This window comes from Variovorax sp. GW821-FHT09B01 (assembly GCF_059418345.1).
Genome location: NZ_JBWKPQ010000001.1, coordinates 649,418 through 671,690 on the forward strand (window position 1 = coordinate 649,418; position 22,273 = coordinate 671,690).

At 70.4% G+C, this 22,273-nt stretch carries 20 protein-coding genes; 15 read left to right on the forward strand and 5 right to left on the reverse strand.

Going from position 1 to position 22,273, the window contains the following annotated elements; genetic code table 11:
• Positions 1 to 74 precede the first annotated feature (74 nt).
• The 5 genes from AC07RV_RS02730 to AC07RV_RS02750 form a co-directional block, all read right to left on the reverse strand.
• Entirely contained in the window at positions 75 to 926 is an 852-nt protein-coding gene (locus AC07RV_RS02730) for a ChbG/HpnK family deacetylase (RefSeq protein WP_296782208.1), read from the reverse strand.
• Positions 923 to 2,488 (reverse strand): ArnT family glycosyltransferase, encoded by a 1,566-nt coding sequence (locus tag AC07RV_RS02735; RefSeq protein WP_296782211.1) that lies wholly within the window; start codon positions 2,486 to 2,488, stop codon positions 923 to 925. Before AC07RV_RS02735 ends, AC07RV_RS02730 begins: the two co-directional genes overlap by 4 nt.
• Entirely contained in the window at positions 2,485 to 3,537 is a 1,053-nt protein-coding gene (locus AC07RV_RS02740; RefSeq protein WP_444814616.1) for a glycosyltransferase family 2 protein, read from the reverse strand. Before AC07RV_RS02740 ends, AC07RV_RS02735 begins: the two co-directional genes overlap by 4 nt.
• Entirely contained in the window at positions 3,534 to 4,097 is a 564-nt protein-coding gene (locus AC07RV_RS02745; RefSeq protein ID WP_296782213.1) for a phosphatase PAP2 family protein, read from the reverse strand. Before AC07RV_RS02745 ends, AC07RV_RS02740 begins: the two co-directional genes overlap by 4 nt.
• 194 nt (positions 4,098 to 4,291) lie before the next feature.
• Positions 4,292 to 4,741, reverse strand: a complete 450-nt coding sequence (locus AC07RV_RS02750) for a hypothetical protein (protein ID WP_296782215.1) — start codon at positions 4,739 to 4,741, stop codon at positions 4,292 to 4,294.
• Positions 4,742 to 4,916: 175 nt separating this feature from the next.
• On the opposite strand from AC07RV_RS02750, the gene AC07RV_RS02755 reads away from it, so the two are divergent.
• From AC07RV_RS02755 to AC07RV_RS02825, 15 genes are all read left to right on the forward strand, one after another.
• A complete protein-coding gene (locus AC07RV_RS02755; RefSeq protein ID WP_296782217.1) occupies positions 4,917 to 5,468 on the forward strand; it encodes an RNA polymerase sigma factor in 552 nt (183 codons plus the stop codon).
• Positions 5,469 to 5,540: 72 nt separating this feature from the next.
• Positions 5,541 to 6,608, forward strand: a complete 1,068-nt coding sequence (locus AC07RV_RS02760; RefSeq protein WP_296782219.1) for a FecR family protein — start codon at positions 5,541 to 5,543, stop codon at positions 6,606 to 6,608.
• 130 nt (positions 6,609 to 6,738) lie between these two features.
• Positions 6,739 to 9,153, forward strand: coding sequence for a TonB-dependent siderophore receptor (locus AC07RV_RS02765; protein ID WP_296782221.1), 2,415 nt, complete (start codon positions 6,739 to 6,741; stop codon positions 9,151 to 9,153).
• Positions 9,154 to 9,354: 201 nt separating this feature from the next.
• Positions 9,355 to 10,371: an amino acid ABC transporter substrate-binding protein gene (locus tag AC07RV_RS02770; RefSeq protein WP_203207329.1), complete on the forward strand. Its 1,017-nt coding sequence runs from the start codon at positions 9,355 to 9,357 to the stop codon at positions 10,369 to 10,371.
• 78 nt (positions 10,372 to 10,449) lie between these two features.
• On the forward strand, positions 10,450 to 11,640 hold the full coding sequence (locus AC07RV_RS02775) for an amino acid ABC transporter permease (protein WP_296782225.1): 1,191 nt from the start codon (positions 10,450 to 10,452) through the stop codon (positions 11,638 to 11,640).
• A gap of 1 nt (position 11,641) precedes the next feature.
• Positions 11,642 to 12,769 carry an amino acid ABC transporter permease gene (locus tag AC07RV_RS02780; RefSeq protein ID WP_296782226.1) on the forward strand — a complete coding sequence of 376 codons (1,128 nt, stop codon included), beginning with the start codon at positions 11,642 to 11,644 and terminating at the stop codon, positions 12,767 to 12,769.
• A gap of 7 nt (positions 12,770 to 12,776) precedes the next feature.
• Positions 12,777 to 13,547, forward strand: a complete 771-nt coding sequence (locus AC07RV_RS02785) for an amino acid ABC transporter ATP-binding protein (RefSeq protein ID WP_444814006.1) — start codon at positions 12,777 to 12,779, stop codon at positions 13,545 to 13,547.
• Between the two features lie 37 nt (positions 13,548 to 13,584).
• On the forward strand, positions 13,585 to 14,787 hold the full coding sequence (locus AC07RV_RS02790; RefSeq protein WP_296782229.1) for a trans-sulfuration enzyme family protein: 1,203 nt from the start codon (positions 13,585 to 13,587) through the stop codon (positions 14,785 to 14,787).
• 385 nt (positions 14,788 to 15,172) lie between these two features.
• Entirely contained in the window at positions 15,173 to 16,153 is a 981-nt protein-coding gene (locus AC07RV_RS02795; RefSeq protein WP_296782231.1) for a Bug family tripartite tricarboxylate transporter substrate binding protein, read from the forward strand.
• A 17-nt stretch (positions 16,154 to 16,170) separates the two neighbouring features.
• The gene (locus AC07RV_RS02800; protein ID WP_296782234.1) at positions 16,171 to 17,379 is read left to right on the forward strand and encodes an acyl-CoA dehydrogenase family protein; all 1,209 of its coding nucleotides are present in this window, start codon (positions 16,171 to 16,173) and stop codon (positions 17,377 to 17,379) included.
• Complete coding sequence (locus AC07RV_RS02805) at positions 17,376 to 18,044, forward strand: 3-oxoacid CoA-transferase subunit A (protein WP_296782236.1); 669 nt, start codon at positions 17,376 to 17,378, stop codon at positions 18,042 to 18,044. Before AC07RV_RS02800 ends, AC07RV_RS02805 begins: the two co-directional genes overlap by 4 nt.
• Positions 18,041 to 18,697, forward strand: coding sequence for a 3-oxoacid CoA-transferase subunit B (locus AC07RV_RS02810; RefSeq protein ID WP_296782238.1), 657 nt, complete (start codon positions 18,041 to 18,043; stop codon positions 18,695 to 18,697). Before AC07RV_RS02805 ends, AC07RV_RS02810 begins: the two co-directional genes overlap by 4 nt.
• A gap of 35 nt (positions 18,698 to 18,732) precedes the next feature.
• Entirely contained in the window at positions 18,733 to 20,379 is a 1,647-nt protein-coding gene (locus tag AC07RV_RS02815) for a thiamine pyrophosphate-dependent enzyme (protein ID WP_296782240.1), read from the forward strand.
• A gap of 20 nt (positions 20,380 to 20,399) precedes the next feature.
• On the forward strand, positions 20,400 to 21,380 hold the full coding sequence (gene acuI / locus AC07RV_RS02820) for an acrylyl-CoA reductase (NADPH) (RefSeq protein WP_296782242.1): 981 nt from the start codon (positions 20,400 to 20,402) through the stop codon (positions 21,378 to 21,380).
• Between the two features lie 9 nt (positions 21,381 to 21,389).
• Positions 21,390 to 22,262 carry a LysR family transcriptional regulator gene (locus AC07RV_RS02825; RefSeq protein WP_296782244.1) on the forward strand — a complete coding sequence of 291 codons (873 nt, stop codon included), beginning with the start codon at positions 21,390 to 21,392 and terminating at the stop codon, positions 22,260 to 22,262.
• The last annotated feature ends 11 nt before the right edge of the window (positions 22,263 to 22,273 follow it).

A 22,273-nucleotide genomic window follows, 5' to 3' on the forward strand; every position in this document is an offset into this window, starting at 1 on the left:
GTACGAACTTCGTCTGCATGCCGGACGCAGGCGTCGCAACCGGACAACGCCGGCGCTCCCGCCGACGGGCGCGCTCAGCCGCCCTGGAGCACCGCCGACAGCGGCGCGATCCGGATCGCGCCCGGCTCGCCGGCCGCGGGCAACGCCAGCGCGCGCAGCACCGCGTACTCGCGCATGCGCGCCGCACCGTGCGGGTCGCCGGGCACCCGGCCCAGCGAGGGATGGCACATCAGCACGTCGCCCCGTCTTGCCACCGCGAGCCAGGCCAGCAGGCGCGCGCGGTAGGCCTGGCCATCGCCCGAGAAGCCATAGACGCCGAGCAGGCGCCGGCTGGTGGGAATGCCGTGCTCGCGCGCCAGCGCCGCGAGCGCCGCGCCGCCCAGGCCGTGGATGACGGCCGCCTTGAAGCCGTCGCTGCCGTGGCGCCAGCCGGGTTCGGTGCTGCGCAGCCACGGCGGCGCGTCCGGATAGCGGCGTGCGAGCTCCGCGACCAGCAGCTCGCGCACGCCCGCGAACTGGTGCACGTGCCGGTGGCCGTCGACGAAGGCGGGCGCGCGGCCCATCGCGTCCTCGAAGCGCGCGAGCTGGGTGCGGATCTCCGCCTGGATCGCCAGCCGTGCGGCCGGGCGCAGCCGCGGCGCCAGCAGCAGCGCGAGCAGCCCCGGTTCGCGGCCGCCGGGCACGGCCGGGCGTGTCAGGTCCAGGTGCAGGCCGATGTCGGTGCGCTGCCGGTCGAGCCGGCGCAGCAGGCGCGCACCCGACAGCCAGGCGGCGCGCCGCACCATGCAACCCACGGCGCTGATGCGCTCGCGCTCGGCGAGCACGAGCGCCGCTTCGTTGATCGCATGCCCCATGCCGAAGTCGTCGACGCAGATGCAGATCGAGCGCGGGCCCTCGGCAGTGGCCTCGCGTGGCGATGGGCTCATGGCTGCGCGTCCGCGTTCGGGGCCGCGTCGGGAATGCCCGCGCAGTGCGACCCGCGCCGCGTGGCGCCGTCATGGCGCCACACGGCCAGCCGATCGTTGACCGCCACCAGCTTCGTGCCCGCGAGCCATGGATGCGCAAGCTGCGAATTGTTGGGACCGACCAGCCAGGTGGTGCGGGGCGCGCACAGGATCGCCGGCAGCTGCGACGCATCGACCAGCAGCCGCGAGGCCCGGGCCTTGTCGAAGCGCGCCGCATCCGCGAGCTCCTTGCGCCAGTCGTCGCGCTCCGGCTGCTGCTTCCAGTCGCCGAGCACCATCACCGGCGCGCGCAACTGCCAGTAGAAGGGGATCTCGTAGACGTAGCTGTCGAGCATCAGCACCTGGTCGCCGGGCCCGATGCGCTGGCCCGCGGGCAGGTGCAGTCTCGCGCCCGGCGGCGGCATCGCGACCAGCGTGCCCACGCCCGCGAGGCACAGCGCCATCGCCGCGGCGGCGGCCACCTTCAGGCCTCGTCCTTCGCGCATCGGGCCGCTGGCCAGGATGCGCCGCGCCACCAGAAAAGCCAGCGGCGCGAGCACGGGCAGCACATAGCCGACGAGCTTGGAGCGCGGCAGCGAGAAGAAGACCACGATGACGATCAGCCAGACCCCCATCAGCCGGTCGATGTCGCGCGTGGTGGTGCCGATGTCCGGCGCCGCGTTCTTGTGGCGCGGCAGCAGCAGGCCGATCGACCATGGCAGGGTCAGCGCGGCCAGCACGGGCAGATAGAACCAGAACGGCTGCTCGTTGTTGAAGCCGCTCGAGGCGAAGCGCCGGAAGTGCTGCGTGATCACGAAGTAGTCGAAGAAGTCCGGGTACGCGCGCTGCATCGCCACGAACCAGGGCGCCGCGAGCGCGAGCAGCAGCACCCAGCCGGGCAGCCAGCGGCACAGCCGCCACAGCGTGCCCAGCCGTCGCGTCCAGGCGCACCAGGCGAGCAGCACCAGGAACGGCAGCAGCAGGCCGATCAGCCCCTTGGCGAGCAGCCCGGCCGCGGCGCAGGCATGCGCCCCCGCCAGCGCACCGCGCCATGGTTGCGCCTCGTGGTGGGCCAGCACCGCCCAGGCCGCGAGCAGCACCGTCGCCGAGATGCAGCCGGCCACCAGCATGTCGAGGTTGGCGAACTGCGCACCGAGGAAGAAGTAGGGCATGGTGGCGAGCACCACCGTCGACCACAGCGCGAGCCGGTCGTCGGTCCAGCGCCGCAGGAAGGCGAACAGCGCGATGCCGGCGGCGCTGGCGCCCAGCACCGAGGGCAGCCGCGCGGCCCATTCGACCGGCCCCGCCACGCCCATCGCCGCGGCGCCGATCCAGTAGAACAGCGGCGGCTTGTGGAAGAAGGGCAGGCCGTCGAGCCGCGGCACCAGCCAGTCGCCCGAATGCAGCATGGCGAGCGCGACGCCCACGTAGCGGCCTTCGTCGGGCGCCATCAGGGACCGCGCCCCCGAGGTCGCCAGCAGCCACGCGACCAGCACCACACCGACCCAGAAAACACGTGCCTGCCCTGGCGTATCCGCTCTCATGAACCCTCCGTGGCGAGACCGCCGCCACGCTCGCCACGCACTACGTACAGCGGCCGCCCCTTCGACTCCTCGTAGATCCGCGCGATGTACTCGCCGAGGATGCCGGTGGAGATCAGCTGGATGCCGATGAAGAACATCAGGCTCACGACGATCGTGGTCCAGCCCGACACCGCATTGCCGAACAGCAGCCGCTCGGCGCACAGGTAGAGGCCATAGGCGAAGGCCGGCAGCGCGATCGCGAGGCCCGCCACGCTCACCATGCGCAGCGGCCAGGTGGTGAAGGCGGTGAGCCCGTCGAGCGCCAGCAGCACGAGGCGGCGCATGTTGAAGCTGGAGCGGCCCTCGGCGCGCGGCGCCGGCGTGTAGGGCAGCGCCACCGCGCGAAAGCCGATCCAGGCATACAGGCCCTTCATGAAGCGGCCGCGCTCGGGCAGGCGCATCAGCGCATCGACCACCTTGCGGTCCATGAGCCGGAAGTCGCCCGCGTCCTCGGGCACCGCGAAGCGGTCCGAGGCATTGAGCAGGCGATAGAAGAGCCGGCTGCCGAGGCGCTTGACGGGGCTCTCGTCGTCGCGCCGCTCGCGCACGGCATAGACCACTTCGGCACCGGCGCGCCACTGCGCGAGCATCGTGTGGACCAGCTCGGGCGGATGTTGCAGGTCGCCGTCGAGCAGCACCACCACGTCGCCCACCGCCGCGGCCAGTCCCGCGGTGAGCGCGGCCTCCTTGCCGAAGTTGCGCGACAGCGAGATGCAGCGGAAGCCGGGCAGTTCGCACCAGGCATCGACCACCGCGGCCGTGTCATCGGTGCTGCCGTCGTCGACGATCACGATCTCCCAACTCATGTGCGTGGACCAGAGGATGTCCTCCAGCAGCGGCAGCAGCCGGCGCAGGTTCGGCCCTTCGTTGAAGCAGGGGATCACGCAGGAGAGGCTGAGCGTCCGCCCTTCGGGGGGCGTGGGCGCCGGCAGCGGCGCCGGTGCCGCCGCTATCGCTTCGACCGCCGCTACCGCTTCGGGCGCGCGGCGCAAGAATGTCTGCGCGTTCACGGCATCCTCCACGTGGCCGGGGCCGCGCCTTCGGCCGGCAGGAGCCGGCGCGCGAGCCGCAGCGCGATGGCGAGCGCACCCGCGAGCACCGCGCCCAGGGCGAGCCCGGCGGCGATGTCGATCGGGAAATGCACGCCCACGTAGATGCGCGCCCAGCCCGTGACGATGGCCGAGGCCAGCAGTGCGAGCCCGACACGGCGCAGGCTCGGGCGCAACAGGCAGGCCACGGCCACGAGGAACATCACGCTCGCATGCGTGCTGGGCAGCGAGCCGCGGCCCGCATGCTCGATGTAGGCCTGGGCCAGGCCCAGCACGAAGGGGCGCGGCTGGTCCAGGCGCAACGCGATGGCATGGGAGAGCATGGCGCAGGGCCCGGCGGCCGCGAGCACGATCCACAGGTAGGCCCGGTCGGCCGCCTTTTTCCAGATCGCGAAGCCGATGATCCCGGCACTGAGCCAGGCACCACCGAGCGCGAAGGCGGTGGCGAGCCACAGCGCGGGCCGCGCCGGCGGCGTGCCGGCCGCCAGCCATTGAAAGAGGGTGAGATTCAGGTCGCTCATGGCATGCGCTCCCGCGCAGGGACGAAGAGGAGGGAAGACGGCGGGCTGCTGCGCGCGAAAGGCGCAGGGCTGCGCCGGGCGCGGCTGGCGCGCCCGAAAAGGACGAACACGGGGAACCTCCGTTCGAGGAAGAGATGGGTCGCCGCGGCAGGGCATGCGCGGCGGGAAGGGCGGCGCGCGAGGCGTCGCTTCTCTCAGTGCGTCGGGGGCGGAGCGGTGGGGGGAGGGCGGCGCCTCCAGGGGAAGGCGGGTGGCGGCGCGCCGCCGCGCGGCGGCACCTGCTCGGGGCCGATGCGGCCGGTGGGCGCGACCGGCCGGCTGGCGACCCGCGCCAGCGGCAGCAGCGCGAGCACCAGCGCCAGCAGCGTGCCCAGGCCGGCACTCAGCGTATCGGGGTGATCGATGCCCGCGGGCACCTGCGCAAAGATCGTGGTCTCGCGGTCGCTGGCGTGGTTCTCGCGGTCGTCGGCCTCGAACTGGCTCATTTCCCCGAGCGCGCGCACCCGCAGCATGGGCTCGTCCTCGATGCCGTCGCAGCAGAAGTGGGCGGCGATGAACGGCTGCAGGAACACCAGCAGGATGCCCGCGAGGCACCACGCGCGGTGGTGCGCTTCGGCGAATCGGCGGATGCGTGCGAGCAGCATGCGCGGATGCTAGAAGCCTTGCGTGAACGGAACCTGATCGGCCGGGGCCCCGATCCCATCGCGGATAATCCCGGCGCGTTCGGACGCTTCCGAACCGCATCAGGTCAGCCACGCCGCGCCGAAGCCAACCTGCCCCAGGGACTTCGACCAACCTATTTCAGGACTTCGGCGGGCTGTGTTCGAGCGTTATTACCGCGAATTGCTGGGCTTTCTTTCCCGCAAGGTGTCCGACCGCAGCGTTGCGGCCGACATGACGCAGGAAAGCTATGCGCGCGTCTATGCGGCGCAGGCCTCGGGCTCGACCATCGGCGATCCGCGCGCGCTGCTCTACCAGACCGCACGCAACCTCGTGATCGATCACCAGCGCCACGGCAGGGTACGCGCCGGCGTGGAGCTGCCGCCCGCGCAGCTCGAACCCGTCGAAGCGCCGGGCCCGCGAAGCTGGGAACCCGAAACCGCGCTGGCCTCGCGCCAGGGCCTGCTGGCGCTGGTTTCGGTCATCGACAATCTGCCGCCGCGTTGCCGCGAAGCCTTCATGCTCAACCGCTTCGACGGCCTGAGCTATGCCCAGGTCGCCGCGCAGATGGGCATTTCGGTCAAGATGGTGGAACAGCACCTCAAGCATGCGCTCGATGCCTGCGAGCGCTGCCGCAACCTGTCCGCGGGCGGCGACGGCAACGCCGCCGCCACGCCGCGCAGGAAGCTCCACCGCTCGCGGCTCGAGTGAGAAAACCGTACCGCTGTCCGACCTAGGGTATTCGACCGCCCGCACGTCTACCTCGACGAGAACCAACGCCCCATGAGCCACCCATCGATCCAGCCAGCCGATGCCTCGCGCATGCGCGAGCAAGCGCTGGACTGGTTTGTCCGCCGCCGCGGCGAAGCCTTCGGCGCGCGCGAGGAACAGGCCTTCCAGGACTGGCTCGCGGCCGATCCGCTGCACCGCGAGGCCTTCGAACGCTGGGGCGGCGAATGGCAGGCCTTCGATGCGATCCCGCAGGACATGCGAAGCCTGCTGCAACGCAACCTGGCCTACGACCGCGCCATGGAGGCCGCCAGCCCCGCCGGGACACCCGCCATGCCGGCCATGCCCTCGCGGCGCCGCGTGCTGGTGCCCGCCGTCGCGGTGGCGGCCGTCGTGGCCGTGGCGGCCGGCACGGGGCTGCTCGCCTGGAACCACTGGGAAGCCCAGCCGGTGTTCGTGCAGGCCATGGCCACCCGGCGCGGGCAGCAGCTCGACGTGCCGCTGCCCGACGGCAGCCGCCTGCGGCTCGACACCGCGACCCGGCTGGAGATCAGCTACTACCGCCAGCGCCGCGAGGTCCGGCTGCTCGAAGGCCAGGCGGCCTTCTCCGTGCAGGGCGATCCCGCGCGTCCCTTCCACGTGCTGGCCGGACCGCTGCGCATCACCGTCGTGGGCACGCGCTTCTTCGTGCGCCACACGCCCGACATCGCCGGCAGCGAAGGCGTGCACGTGGCCGTCGAGGAGGGTCGGGTGCGTGTCGGGCAGGCAGCGCGCGGCGCGGGCACCGAGGCGGACCTGCTGCTGTCGCCCGGGCAGCAGGTCTCGAGCAATGCGCAAGGCGCGCTGTCGGCCGTCTCGCCGGTCTCCAGCGCCGGCCTCGCGCCCTGGCGCGATCACCGCGTCCGCTTCGACAACCAGCGCCTCGACCGCGCGCTGGCCGAGCTGGCGCGCTATGGCGATCCGCGGCTCGTGATCGCGGACCCCGCCGTCGCGGCCCTGCCGATCACCGGCGTGTTCGATCCGCGCGACATGGCGACCTTCCGGCGCGTGCTGCCGGCTTCGCTGCCCGTGCGGTTGAAAGAGACCGAGGGCGGCGCCGCGGAAGTGGTGCTGGCCCGATAGAGGGGTCGCGCAGTCGCGCGCATCGATTAGTCGCGCGCATCGATTTTTTCGCGGGCCCGACCTGGGGTATCCGGAAGCTCGCCCGTCTCCACGGCTGACTGCCATCCGTTTCATCTCTGGAGAACCCCTCATGTCCCGCTTTCCGTTGCGCCCCGCGCCGCTGGCCATTGCCTGCGCGCTGGTCTTCGCCGTCGCACCGCTGCACGCCCAGACCGCCGGCATCGATCTCTCGGCCGGTGCCGTGCGCTTCGACATCGCCGCCAAGCCGCTGGGCCAGGCCCTCGGCGACTGGGCCCTGCAGACGCGCATGCAGCTGATCGTCCAGCCCGCGCTGGTGCGCGACAAGATGGCGCCGGCCGTCTCGGGCGCCCTGAGCCCGAGGCAGGCGCTGGACCGGCTGCTGGCCGGCAGCGGCCTCGCGGCCCGCGTCGACGGCACGGCGGTGATCGTGCAGGAGTCGACGGCCCCGGCGCCGGGCGCGACGCTGCCCCCGGTGACCGTCAACGCGCAGGAAGAGACCGTGACCGGGCCGGTGCGCGGCTACGTGGCGCTGCGCAGCGCGAGCGCCACCAAGACCGACACGCCGATCATCGAGACGCCGCAGTCGATCTCCGTGGTCACGGCCGAGCGCATGGATGCCATCGGCGCGCGGACGCTGGGCACGGCGCTGGGCTACACGCCCGGCGTGACCTCGGCCTACAGCGCCGACAGCCGTTTCGACTGGATCTCGCTGCGCGGCTTCACCAACTACACGCCCGGCAACTACCTGGACGGCATGCCGCTGCGCAACATGAACACCTGGGGCCTGTGGCGGACCGACAACTACGGCCTGGAGCGGGTCGAGGTCCTGCGCGGCCCGGCATCGGTGCTGTTCGGCCAGGGCAGCCCGGGCGGCATCATCAACCAGACCAGCAAGCGGCCGACCACCCAGCCGCTGCGCGAGATGCAGCTGCAGATCGGCGACCACGGCCGGCGCCAGGTGGCCGGCGATTTCTCGGGCCCGCTCGACGACGAGGGCAAGTGGCTCTATCGCATCACCGGCGTCGCGCGCGACGCCAAGCTGCCGATCGATGCCAAGGAGAAGGACGACCGGCTCTACCTCGCGCCTTCGCTGACCTGGAAGCCTTCCGCCGACACCAGCCTCACGCTGCTGTCCCAGTTCCTGCGCGACCGCTCGGGCGTGGTCTACAACGCGGCGCCGGTCAGGGGAACGCTGTTGCCCAACCCGAACGGCAGGATCCGCGCCTCGACCTTCCTGGGCGAGCCCGGCTTCGATCGCTTCGACCAGAACCAGTGGATGGTCGGCTACCAGTTCGAGCACCGCTTCAGCGACACCTGGACCGTGCGCCAGAACCTGCGCTACGGCCGCCTGCGCACCGACCTGCAGCAGACCTGGCCCGGTGCCGGATACCGCACCGTCGATCCCGACAACGCCGACAGCCCGGCCAACTTCCGGCAGTTCGACCGCGTCGTGTTCGCGAGCAAGGAGAAGGCGAAGCAGTTCGTGGTCGACAACCAGGCCCAGGCCCGGTTCCAGCTCGGCGCCACGCAGCACACCGCGCTGGTCGGCCTCGAATACCAGCGCTCGCGCTACGACCAGATCAGCCGCTACGGCGGCAGCTTCGCGCCCATCGACGTGTTCGCGCCCGTCTACGGCGGTCCGGTGCAGGTGCCCGACCCGTACATTTCCAGCGACAGCACGCTGGCCCAGACCGGCCTCTACCTGCAGGACCAGATCAGGTTCGCGCAGCACTGGGTGGCGACGATCGGCGGGCGCTACGACAGCGCCGAAACCGAATCGACCGACCGCCTCGCCGACAGCGTCACGCGCATCCGCAGCCACAAGTTCACCAAGCGCGCGGGGCTGGTCTACCTGGCGCCCAGCGGCTGGGCGCCCTACCTGAGCTACTCCGAATCGTTCACGCCGGTGCTCACGATCAACCCCGACACCCGGCGTCCCTTCGATCCCGAGACCGGCCGGCAGTACGAAGCGGGCCTGCGCTACCAGCCGCCGGGCACCAAGGACAGCTACAGCGCGGCGGTCTTCGACCTGCGGCGCAGGAACTACCTCTCGTACGACCCCGACTTCCAGCCGCGCCAGACGGGCGAGGTGCTGTCGCGCGGCCTGGAACTCGAGGCGCTGTTCCAGCCGATCCCGAAGATGAACGTGTCGCTGAGCTACACCTGGATCCCGCAGTACAAGACCATCGCCAGCAGCAACCCCAAGGACATCGGCACCCAGCCCAACGCGGTCGCCAGGCAGCGCGCCGCGCTGTGGGTCGACTACCGCTTCGCCAACGGCGTCAAGGCGGGCCTCGGCGTGCGCTACTCGGGTTCGACCCGCGGCGAAGGCAGTGCCGCCCCGGCCAAGGTGCCGGCCTACACCCTGTTCGACGCCATGGTCGGCTACGACTTCGAGCGCTGGAGCCTGGCGCTCAACCTGCGCAACCTGACCAACAAGGCCTACTTCGGCGGCTGCGATGCGAACTTCTGCTCCTATGGCGACCTGCGGCAGGTGAGTGCCACGGCGACCTATCGCTGGTAGCTGCGCCGCGTCTTCATGGACAGCGAATGAGAGGAGGGCGACCGGCCCGGCGGTATAGCTGATATGGCGCTTCGTACATGGCCTTCACGGGCCATCGTCCCGATACTTCGCGCACTTCGCGGCGGCACCCAAGCCGCGAAGGATGCGTGGCCCTTCGAAGCCATTCCGCCTGATCCCGAGAATTCCAGAAAGAGACACTCCATGAAGCTGTTGGGCCTTGCGCTGAGCGCCTTGCTCGTCCTCACCGTCGGAACCCGCGCCCATGCGGGCACCACCTTCGACGCAGTCAAGAAACGGGGCCTGGTGCAGTGCGGCGTGTCGACCAATCTGCCGGGCTTCGCCTTCACCGACAGCAAGGGCGAATGGCAGGGCATCGACGTCGACACCTGCCGCGCGATCGCCGCGGCGATGTTCGGCGACGCCACCAAGTTCCGCGTGGTTCCGCTCACGACGCAGGCGCGCTTCACCGCGCTGCAGTCCGGCGAGATCGACGTGCTGACGCGCAACACCACCCAGACGCTGACGCGCGACACCACGCTCGGGCTGATCGGCGTGGGCGTCAACTACTACGACAGCCAGGGGATCATGGTGACGAAGGACTCGAACGTCACCAGCGCGAAGAAGCTCGCGGGCGCCACCATCTGCGTGCTGCCGGGCACCACCACCGAACTCAACCTGGCCGACTGGTTCCGCGGACTGAAGATGGAGTTCAAGCCGGTGCTGCTCGACACCGTGGACGAGATCAAGCGCGCCTTCATGTCGGGGCGCTGCGACGGCATCACGCTCGACAAGTCGCAGCTGGCGCTGGCGCGCATCAACCTGGGCAGCACCGACAAGTACGTGATCCTGCCCGAGCCGCTGTCGAAGGAGCCGCTCGGGCCGATGGTGCGCCAGGGCGACGAGGCCTGGTTCAACATCGTGCGCTGGTCGCTCAACGCGATGCTGGAGGCCGAGGAGTACGGCCTGAGCTCGAAGAACGTCGACGAGGCGCTGAAGAATCCGGCGCCGCACATCCAGCGCATCCTCGGCACCGTGCCCGGCATGGGCAAGGCGCTGGGCGTGGACGACAAGTGGGCCTACCGGATCATCAAGCAGGTGGGCAACTACGGCGAGGTCTTCGACCGCAGCGTCGGCGCGGGCAGCCCGATGAAGCTCGATCGCGGGCTCAATGCGCTCTACACCAAGGGCGGCCTGATGTACGGCTGGCCGATCCGCTGATTCGTTCCTGAACGAGAGAGGCCGTGCCGGCGGGCAACCGCCGGCACGGCCGTACCCGAAGCGAATCGAGGATTTCCCATGACCGAAGAAAACACGGGCGCCATGCCCCCGCGGCCGCGCGCGCGCCTGTCGTGGAACGACCCCGGCCTGCGCGCGCTGGTCTACCAGGTCGTCGTGGTCGCGCTGGTGGCGCTGACCGCCTGGTACCTGGTGTCGAACACGCTGCACAACCTGGCGGCACGCAACATCTCGACCGGCTTCGCCTTCCTCGACCGCGAGGCAGGCTTCGCGATCGGCGAGACGCCGATCGACTACACGCCGGCCGATAGCTACCGCCGCGCCATCGTCGTCGGCCTGCTCAACACGCTGCGCGTGTCGCTCATCGCGCTCGTGCTGGCCACCGTGCTCGGCACCCTGGTCGGCGTGGCGCGGCTGTCGGGCAACTGGCTGGTGTCGCGGCTGGCCGCGGCCTACGTGGAATGCGTGCGCAACGTGCCGCTGCTGCTGCAGCTGCTGCTCTGGTATGCGCTGATCTCCGAGAGCATGCCGGGGCCGCGCGCCGCGCACCATCCGCTGCCGGGCGTGTACCTGTCGAACCGCGGGCTGCTGATGCCGGCGCTGCTCGGCGACTCGCTCGCATGGATGGTCGGCGCGCTGGCCGTCGCGGGCGCGGGCACCTTCCTGCTCGCGCGCTGGAGCAAAAGACGCCAGGCGCTGACCGGCCATCCGATGGCGCTCGCGCCCTGGGCGGCGGCACTGTTCGCGGGCCTGCCCGTGCTGGCCTGGGCGCTGAGCGGCGCGCAACTGTCGATGGAGGTCCCGCACCCGAGCGGCTTCGGCTTCGCCGGCGGATGGAACCTCTCGCCCGAGCTGTTCGCGCTGCTGGTCGGGCTCGTGAGCTACACCGCGGCCTTCATCGCCGAGATCGTGCGCTCGGGTGTGCAGTCGGTGAACCGCGGGCAGTGGGAGGCGGCCGAATCGCTGGGCCTGCGGCGCGGTCGTTCGCTGCGGCTGGTGGTGCTGCCCCAGGCGCTGCGGGTGATGGTGCCGCCGGCCACGAGCCAGTACCTCAACCTCGTCAAGCACAGCTCGCTGGCCGTGGCCATCGGCTATCCCGACCTCGTCTCCGTGGTGAACACGACCCTGAACCAGACCGGCCAGGCCATCGAGGGCATCCTGATCATCATGGCCGCCTTCATGACGGTGAGCCTGTGCATCTCGCTCGCCATGAATGCCTACAACCGGCGCATCGCGCTCGTCGAGCGTTGACATGAACCCCACCACTTCACTGACCGGCGGCACGACCGCCACCCCGCGCCCGCCCGAGCGCGCCCTGCGTGCCTGGCCATGGATCCGGGCACGCCTGTTCCAGTCGCCCGCGGGCATCCTCGGCACCCTGCTGTGCCTGTGGCTGCTGCTGATGACCGTGCCGCCGCTGGTCGACTGGCTCCTCGTGAAGGCCACCTTCTCGTCGCCGACCGCGCAGGGCTGCCGAAACGCGCCCGGCGGCGCCTGCTGGGCCTTCATCGCCGAGAAGCACCGGCTGATCCTGTTCGGCACCTATCCCTACGACGAGCAATGGCGGCCGCTGCTCGCGACCCTGGCGCTGATCGGCACGCTGGTCTACAGCGCCGCGCGGCGCACGTGGGACCTGAGGCTCACGATGCTTTGGATCGGCGTGCTCGCGCTCGTCGCGGTTCTGATGTGGGGCGGCCTGTTCGGCCTGAGCTACGTGGAGAACGTGCGCTGGGGCGGCCTGCCGCTGACCTTGATCCTCTCGACCTTCGGCATCGCCTTCGCCTTTCCGCTCGGCGTGGTGCTGGCGCTCGGGCGCCGCTCGAGGATGCCGGCCATCAAGGCGCTGTGCGTGGGCTACATCGAACTGATCCGCGGCGTGCCGCTGATCAGCATCCTGTTCATGTCCTCGGTGATGCTGCCGCTGTTCCTGCCCGAGGGCATGAGCATCGACAAGCTGCTGCGCGCGCAGCTGGCCATCGTGCTGTTCGCCGCGGCCTACATCGCCGAGGTGGTGCGCGGCGGCCTACAGTCGATCCCCAAGGGCCAGTACGAGGGCGCCGAGTCCATCGGCCTGTCGTATGCGCAGCAGATGCGGCGCGTGGTGCTGCCGCAGGCGCTGAAGGTCGTGATACCGCCGCTGGTCAGCACCTTCATCGCGCTGTTCAAGGACACCTCGCTGGTCGTGATCATCGGCATCTTCGACCTCACGCAGGCCGCGAAGGCCGCGCTGGCCGACCCGGCCTGGGGCGGCTTCGGCGTGGAGGCCTACCTGTTCATCGGCGCGATCTATTTCGTCTTCTGCTTCTCGCTCTCCAAGTACAGCCGCTCGCTCGAGCGCTCGCTCGCCACCGGCCACGCCAGCGACAACGCAGTCAAGTAGCGCCGCCATGACCCCAACAAGAACGAAGGACTCCGCCGTGACCGAACCGATCATCCAGATGCAAGCCGTCAACAAGTGGTACGGGCAGTTCCACGTGCTGCGCGACATCCACCTCGACGTGGCGCGCGGCGAGCGCATCGTCGTCTGCGGCCCGTCGGGCTCGGGCAAGTCGACGCTGATCCGCTGCATCAACCGCCTCGAGCAGCACCAGAGCGGCCGCATCGTCATCGACCGCACCGAGCTGAGCAACAACCTGCGCCACATCGAGACCATCCGCCGCGACGTGGGCATGGTGTTCCAGCACTTCAACCTGTTCCCGCACCTGACGGTGATGGAGAACCTCACGCTGGGCCCGGTCTGGGTGCTGAAGAAGCCGATGGCCGAGGCCCGCGCGACCGCCATGAAGTACCTTGAGCGCGTGCGCATTCCCGAGCAGGCCGGCAAGTTCCCGGGCCAGCTCTCGGGCGGCCAGCAGCAGCGCGTGGCGATCGCGCGCTCGCTGTGCATGGGCCCGAAGGTCATGCTGTTCGACGAGCCCACCTCGGCGCTCGATCCCGAGATGGTCAAGGAGGTGCTCGACGTGATGATCGGCCTGGCACAGGAGAGCGGCATGACGATGCTGTGCGTGACGCACGAGATGGGCTTCGCGCGCAAGGTCGCCGACCGCGTGATCTTCATGGACCGCGGCGAGATCGTCGAGCAGGGCGCGCCCGAGCGCTTCTTCGCCGATCCGCAGACCGAGCGCGCGCGGCTCTTCCTGAGCCAGATCGTCCATTGACCCGCGCGTTACTTATTCACAACCACCAGGAGCACAGATGCCATCGAACGAAGCCGCCCACGCGGCGGGATTCCAGACCCGGACCATCCACGCGGGCCACGAGGCCGATGCCTTCGGCGCCGTGTCGCCGCCGATCTACCTGACCTCGACCTATGCCTTCGAATCGACCGCCGACGCGGCCGCCGTGTTCTCGGGCGAGAGCGAGAAGTACGTGTACGGCCGCCAGCACAACCCCACGCAGGCGCTGCTCGAGCGCCGCCTGGCCGACCTCGAGGGCGCCGAGGCGGGCCTGGTCACCGGCTCCGGCATGGGCGCCATCAGCGCCACGCTGCTGACCCTGCTGTCGGCCGGCGACGAACTCATTGCGCACCACACGGCTTATTCGACCGTGGGCCTGCTGCTGGCCGACGGGCTGCCGCGCTTCGGCATCCGCGTGCGGCGCGTCGACTTCTCCGATCCGCGCCATCTCGAGCAGGCGCTGTCGGACAAGACCAAGATCGTGTACTTCGAATCGCCGGTCAACCCGACCGGCGAGGTGCTCGACATCCGGGCGCTGGCCGACATCGCCCGCCGGCATGGCGCCAGGGTGGTGGTCGACTCGACCTTCGCGTCGCCGGCCCTGCAGCGGCCCATGGACCATGGCGCCGACCTCGTGGTGCATTCGCTGACCAAGTACATCAACGGCCATGGCGACCTGCTCGGCGGCGTGGTGCTGGGCGACGCCGCCACCATCCACAAGATCCGCAAGGCCGGGCTGCGCTACCTGACCGGTGCCACGCTGTCGCCGATGCTCTGCTTCCTGGTGCTGCGCGGCCTCAAGACCCTGACGCTGCGCATGCGCCAGCATGGCGAGAGCGCGCTGAAGATCGCGCAGATGCTCGCCGCGCATCCGGCGGTGGAGGTGGTGCGCTATCCCTTCCTGGCCGACAACGCGGGCCATGCGATCGCGCAGCGCCAGATGAAGCACGGCAGCGGCATGCTCTCGTTCGACCTCAAGTCGGGCGAGCAGGGCGCGATCCGCATGATCGATCGGCTGCGGCTGATCTCGCGCGCGATCAGCCTCGGCGACACCGAGACGCTGATCACGCATCCGGGCGCCCTGATCCGCGCCAACCAGCAGGTGGAGCCGGGCGCGCGGCTCAGCGAAGGCGTGACCATGAAGCTGGTGCGCCTCTCGGTCGGGCTGGAAGACGTGGACGACCTGATCGCGGACCTGAAGCAGGCGCTCGAGGCGCTGTAGCGCACCGTCGCGGCGCACGCGGCCGTGCATCCGGGCCCGTCGCGGGCCGCGCATGAAGGGCCGCAGCCGCATAGCTGCTATCTCGCGCGATGCATGGCTCGCGCGCCGGCCGCGAGGCGCGCCGGCGGCCCGCGCCCATTCGGCAGGAGGCCTCCAGCGCGGGGCCGAGCTCGCTCCATTCCAACGACCGTCCCGAAGGCCTGCCCACCGCCGAAGCAGGACCCAAAGTTTCCTTTTGGCATGAACGGTGCTCCGTTCCTCCGCAGGCCACAACGCCTTCCTCTCCCTCTGACGCATAGCTGTTATTCAACGGAAAACGCTCGTTCTCCGATTTGACACAAAGTGTCATATGGGACATATTCATCCCACGTTCCGAGGTATCCACATGCGAATCTCTCCCTTGCTCAAGTCCCTGGTCTGCGCCGCATTCGTCGCGACCACTGCTGCTTCGATGGCCACGGAGGCCTGGCCCACGCGGCCCGTGCGTCTCGTGGTCGGCTTCCCGCCCGGCGGGCCTACCGACATCGTGGCGCGCATCGTCGGCCAGTCGTTGTCGAAGGAGCTGGGTCAGCCGGTGATCATCGAAAACCGCGGTGGCGCGGGCGGCACCGTGGCCGCCGCCTACGTCGCGAAGCAGAAGCCCGACGGCGACACGCTGATGCTCACGGCCGAGTCGGTGCAGACCCGCGCGGCGGCCGTGTTCCGCAAGCTGCCCTACGACCCCGTGGCCGACTTCGAGCCCATCGGCAAGTTCGCGAAGCAGCGCGTGCTGATGGTGGTGAACCCCACGCTGGCCGCGAAGGATGTGAAGGAGTTCGTCGCCTATGCCAAGGCCCATCCCGGCGAACTCAACTACAGCGCGACCTACAGCGCGTCCTCGCATTTCGGCGGCGCGCTGTTCGGCGTGCTCAACGGCGTCGACCTCACGCTGGTGAACTACCCGGGCGGCGGCCAGCCCATCACCGACCTGATGGCGGGCGTGGTGCAGGTCGGCTTCTTCACCGAATCCACCGTCGCGCAGCAGGTGCAGGCCGGCAAGCTGCGCGCCCTGGCCATCGCGGCCGACGAGCGCTCGGCGCTGTTCCCGCAACTGCCCACGCTGCAGCAGGCCGGCGCCGCGCGCATGGACATCTCGCCCTGGTTCGGCCTCGTGGCGCCCGCCAAGACGCCGCCCGAGATCATCGCCAAGGCCTCGGCCGCGCTGACCCGCGCGATCGCGAGCGAGGACTTCGAGAAGCGCCTCGCGCCCATCGGCGCGGTGGCCATCAAGGGCTCGACGCCCGCGTCCTTCGCGGCCGACATCAAGAAGGAAATCGACTACTGGAAGAAGTTCGTGAAGGACTCCAACTTCCCGATCGTCGATTGAGACGGAAGGCGCTGACCATGAGCTTCTTCGACGAACTGGACAGCGGCCTCACGGCGCGCGAGCTGGCGCTGGTGCGCGACACCGAGCGCTTCTGCACCGAGGTGCTCGCGCCGCGGCTCGCGCAGGCGCGTTCGCGCGGCGAGCCCTGCGAACGCACGGTGATCGCGCAATGGGCCGCGCTGGGCATGCTCGGCCTGCAGGTGCCGGAGGAGGGCGGCGGCTTCGGCGCCTCCTTCCTCTGCAAGGTCCGCATCGCGCAGACCATGGCGGGCCATGGCTTCGCCGCGGCCTTCTGCCTCAACAACATGCAGGGCATGGCAACGCGGCTGTGGCGGCATGGCTCGGCGGTGCAGAAGGAACGCCTGCTGCCGGGGCTGCTGTCCGGCCGGCTGATCGGCGCGCCCGCGATGTCGGAACCCACGGCCGGCAGCGACCTCACGCAACTGCGTTCGCAGGCCGTGCGCACCGAGGGCGGCTGGCTGCTCGACGGCAGCAAGGCCTGGGTCAGCAACGGCGCCATCGCCAACCTGCTGATGGTGCTCGCGCGCACCACCGCGGCCGATGGGTCGCAGGCGATCGCGGGCTTCCTGGTCGAGCCCGAGGCCGGCAAGGCCTTCGCCGCGACGCCGCACGAGCTGCCGGGCGCGATGGAATTCAGGCTCGCCGAGATCCGCTTCGCGCAGCACTTCGTTCCCGACTGGGCGCTGATCCACGCCCCCGGCGAAGCCTTCCGCGCTTCGATGGAAGCCATCAACGCGGCGCGCGTGCACGTGGCGGCCATGTGCACGGGCTCGCTGCATGCGGCGCTGTGCACGGCCGTTGCGTACTGCGGCCTGCGCACCGCGTTCGGCCAACCGCTGCTCGCGCACCAGGGACTGCAATGGGCGCTCGCGGAGGTCGCGGCCCGTCTCGAGGCCGCCAATGCGCTCGTGGTGAAGGCGGCGCGGCGCATCGATGCCGGCACCTGCGGCCCCGAGCTCGCGGCCAGCGCCAAGAAGATCGCGGTCCAGACCGCCACCGAGGGCATCGAGCAATGCATCCGCGCGATGGGCGCTGTGGGCGCGACCGCGCCGAGCGGCCTGGTCGCGCTCGCGTCCGAAGTGCGGCTCGCGGCCTTCGCCGACGGCAGCACCGAGATGCTCAACGACCGCATCGGCCGCGGGCTGGCCGCGGCCTATCCCTCGGCCCTCGCCCGCGGGGAGCAACAAGGAGCCCAGCAACCATGAGCCTGAGACATGTGGTCGTCGACAGCGCCGCGCAGTCGCTCGAGGGCCTGCGCGATGGCGCCACGCTGCTGGTCGGCGGGTTCGGCGGTGCCGGCCTGCCGCGCGCCATCATCCAAGCCGTGCTGGCGCTGGGCGTGCGCGAACTCACCGTGATCTCCAACAACGCGGGTGCCGATGCGGACGACCTGTCGCTCTGGTTCACGGCCGGCATCGTGCGCAAGATCGTCTGCTCGTACCCGCGCAGCGCCAAGGCCTTCACCGTGGCCTACCGCGCCGGCACGGTCGAGCTCGAGCTGGTGCCGCAGGGCACGCTGATCGAGCGCATCCGCTGCGGCGGCGCGGGCATCGGCGGCTTCTATTCGCCGGTGGGCATCGGCACCGTGCTGACCGAGGGCAAGCGCGTGGAACGCATCGACGGGCGCGACTACGTGCTCGAGAAGCCGCTGCGCGCCGACTTCGCGCTGCTCAAGGGCAGGCAGGCCGACACCATGGGCAACATCGTCTACAACAAGACGGCGCGCAACTACTCGCCGGTGATGGCCACCGCGGCCGACACGGTGGTGTTCGAGGTCGACGAGATCGTGCCGGTCGGCGGCCTCGATCCCGAATGCATCGTGACGCCCTGCATCTTCGTCGACCGCGTCTTCCTGGGAGATCGGGGATGAACAGACTCACGCGCGAACAACTGGCCGCGCTGGCGGCCTCCCAGCTGCCGCCGCGCAGCTTCGTCAACCTCGGCATCGGTTTTCCGACGCTGGTGTCGGACCACATCACCGAAGCCTCGGGCGTGATCACGCACAGCGAGAACGGCATCCTGCACATCGGGCCGCGGCCGGCGCCGGGCGCGGAGGACCGCGACCTGATCAACGCAGGCAAGACACCCGTCACCATCCTGCCGGGCGGCTCCTACTTCGACACCGGCCTGTCGTTCGCGATGATGCGCGGCGGCCACCTCGACATCGCCATCCTCGGCGCCTACCAGGTCAACGCGCGCGGCGACATCGCCAACTGGAGCATGGGCCTCGATGGCTCGGCGCCGCCGGCCGTGGGCGGCGCGATGGACCTGGCCGTGGGCGCGAAGTCGATCTGGGTGCTGATGGAGCACCAGACGAAGGAGGGCGAGTCGCGCATCGTCGAGGCCTGCACCTTCCCGCTGACCGCCGTGGGCGTGGTGCGGCGCATCTTCACCGACCTGGCCGTGATCGAGGTCGAGCCCGACGGGCTGGTGGTGAGCCGCATGGTCGACGGTCTCTCGTTCGAACGGCTGCAGGCGTTGACCACCGCGCCGCTGCGACTGGCCAGGTCTCTCCTCGCATGAACGCACAACCACTTCGCCTCGAACCCGATCCATCCATGCCATTCCGCGTCGCCGATCTCCTTGCCGACAGCCTCGCCCTTCACGGCGTGCAGCGCGCCTTCAGCGTGCCGGGCGAGAGCTTTCTTCCCTTGCTCGATGCGCTGTACGGCCGCGAGGACTTCGATCTCATGACCTGCCGCCACGAAGGCTCGGCCAGCCTCGCGGCGGCGGCCGATGCGCGGCTGACGGGCATGCCAGGCGTGGTGATGGTGAGCCGCGGGCCGGGCCTCGCGAACGCTACCATCGGCATCCACGTAGCCTCGCAGGAGGCGCTGCCGCTGGTGGTGCTGGTCGGGCAGGTCGACCTGCCGAACCTGGGGCGCGACGCGGTGCAGGAGATCGATGCGGCGCGCCTGTTCGGGCCGATGGCGAAGTGGACCGCCCGCATCCATCTCGCGTCGCAGGCCGCCGAGACCCTGGCGCGCGCCTTCTCGACCGCGGCCAGCGGCACGCCGGGCCCGGTGATCGTCGAGCTGCCCGAAGACCTGCTGGCCCAGGAGATCCCCCGATGCGCCGCCACGCGCTTCGGCGTCGCGCGACCCGAGCCGTCGGCGCAGGCCATGGACGATGCCGCCGCGCTGCTCGCGCGGGCCGAGCGGCCGGTGCTCATCGTCGGTGGCGAAGCCTGCGCCGATGGCGCCTTCAGGCAGCAACTGGTCGCGCTCAGCGAGGCCTGGCAGTTGCCGGTCGCGGTCACGAACAAGAACCAGGATCTTTTTCCCAACACGCATCCGCACTGGCTCGGGCAACTGGGCTTCTTTCCCTCCGCCGTCCACACGGCGCTGTTCGCGCAGGCCGACCTCGTCGTCGGCATCGGCACGCGGCTCGGCGATGTGTCGACGCAGGGCTTCACCGTTCCGCGCCAGTCGCCCGACGCGCAGAGGCTGCTGCATGTGTACCCCGATGCCGGCGCGATCGGCCGCCACTTCGCGACCACGCTCGGCGTGGTGTCGACCGCGCGCGCTTTCGTGGACGCGCTGCTGCGCATCACGCCGCCGTCCACCGACCGGAGCGAATGGCTGCGCGCGGGCCTGTATGCGCGCGACGCGGCGCACAGCTGGAACGAAGCCCGCGTGCCCGCGCAGGACGTGCTGGGCCATGTGATCAACGCCGTGCGCGGCGCGATGCGCGACGACACGATCCTCACGACCGACTCGGGCAACTTCGCCGCCTGGGTGCATCGCGCGCTGCGGCTCGGGCCGTCGAACCGTCTGCTCGGCTCGGCCTGCGGCGCGATGGGCATGGGCGTGCCCGCGGGCCTGGCCGCGGGCCTGCGCCATCCTCGGCGGCAGGTGATCGCCTTCTGCGGCGACGGCGGCTTCCTCATGAGCGGCAACGAGCTCGCGACCGCGGTGGACCGCGGCATCGACCTGAAGATCGTCGTCGCCAACAACGCCTCGTACGGAACGATCCGCTCGTTCCAGGAGCGCTCCTATCCGGGCCGCGTCAGTGGCACCGACCTGCGCAACCCCGACTTCGCCGCGCTCGCCCGGGCTTTCGGCGCCTCGGGCCATGTGGTGCGGCATGCGGACGAGGCCGCGCAGGTCATGGCCGAGGCATTGGCCGTGCGCGGCCCGGCCGTGATCGAGGTGCGCTGCGCCACCCACTACGCGCTGGCCGACTCGCTGCGGTCGGCCCTTTGAAGACGAACCCAAGGAATCCCATGTTCAACGCGATCCACCTGACCCAGCAGGACGGCAAGACACTGGCCACCGTGAAGGCCCTCGAGGCCTCGGCGCTGCCCGAGGGCGACGTCACGGTCGACGTCGAGTTCTCGAGCCTCAACTACAAGGACGCGCTCGCCATCACCGGCCGTGGCCCGATCGTGCGCCAGTGGCCGATGGTGCCTGGCATCGACTTCGCGGGCACGGTCGGCGAGAGCGCGTCGCCCGACTTCAAGGCCGGCGACAAGGTGATCCTCACGGGCTGGGGCGTGGGCGAAGGCCATTGGGGCGGGCTGGCACAGAAGGCGAGGGTGCCGGCCTCGTACCTGGTGGCGATGCCGGCGGGCCTCACGAGCCGCCATGCGATGGCGATCGGCACCGCGGGCCTGACGGCCATGCTGTGCGTGCTCGCGATCGAGCGCGACATCGGACCGCAGGCCGGCGAGGTGCTGGTGACCGGCGCCAACGGCGGCGTGGGCAGCTTCGCCGTCAGCCTGCTGGCCAGGCGCGGCTTCCGGGTCGTGGCCGCCACGGGCCGCCCGCAGGAGGCCGCGCGGCTGAAGGCACTGGGCGCGCACGAGGTGATCGGCCGCGAGCTGCTGTCCGCGCCGGGCAAGCCGCTGCAGAGGGAGCGCTGGGCCGCAGTCGTCGACTGCGTGGGCAGCCATACGCTGGCCAATGCCTGCGCCGCCACGAAGTACGGCGGCGTGGTCGCGGCCTGCGGGCTGGCGCAGGGCATGGACTTCCCGTCGACCGTCGCGCCCTTCATCCTGCGCGGCGTGACGCTCGTGGGCATCGACAGCGTGAAGGCCGGGCTGCCCCGGCGCCTGGAGGCCTGGACCCAGTTGCAGCGCACCCTGGGCGCGGACGAAACGCTCGCGATGACCGCGACCATCGGCCTCGCGCAGGCGATTCCCGCCGCGCAGGACCTGATCGACGGCAAGGTCGCCGGGCGCCTGATCGTCGACGTGAACGCCTGATCGGATCGCGTGGACTCCCTCGACCGCCAGCTGCGGTACTTCCTCAAGATCGCGAGCCTGAAGTCGCTCTCGCGCGCCGCCGAGGCGCTGGACCAGACCCAGCCCGGCCTGAGCCGCCAGTTGGCGACGCTCGAGAGCTGCCTCGGCCAGCCGCTGTTCGTGCGCAACGGGCGCGGCGTGGAGCTGACGGAAGCCGGTCGCGGCCTGAAGGAGAAGACCGAGGCCGCCTACCGCAGCATCGACGCCGCGGTCGACTGCGTGCGCAAGCACGACGGCGTGTCGCAGGGCACGGTGCGGGTGGCGGCGGTCCATACCCTGAGCTACTACCTGCTCGGCGAGATCGTGGCGCGCTTCTCGGCCGAATGCAGCGACGTCGCGCTGTCGCTGATGTGCCGCAGTTCGTCGGACGCGGCCGAGCTGGTGGAGAACGGCAAGGCCGACATCGGCCTGGTCTACGACACGGCCGTCGCCTCGCAAACGCTGGACACGCGGCCGCTGTTCGACGACGAGATGTGCCTGATCGCCACGCGCGACAGTGCCCATGGCGAGACCATCGACCTCACGGAGGAGCGGCCGAGGCTGGTGGCTTTTCCGGCCCACTATGCGCTCGGCAAGATGGTGCGCCAGGGCAGCTTGAAGCTGCCGATCGTCGCCGAGGCCGAGACCGTCGACACCCTGGTCAAGCTGGTCGCCGCGGGCATGGGCGCCTGCATCCTGCCCACCCGCATGCCCGACAAGCTGCTGCAGGACAACGACCTGCGCAAGGTCCGCATCGAACGGCCGCTGATGCGCCGGCGCGTGGTCGTGATCACGCGCGCGGGCAAGCCGCAATCGCCGCTGGTCCAGCGGCTGGTCGACATGGTGCTGGCGGCCGTGCCCTGAACGCCGCGCCT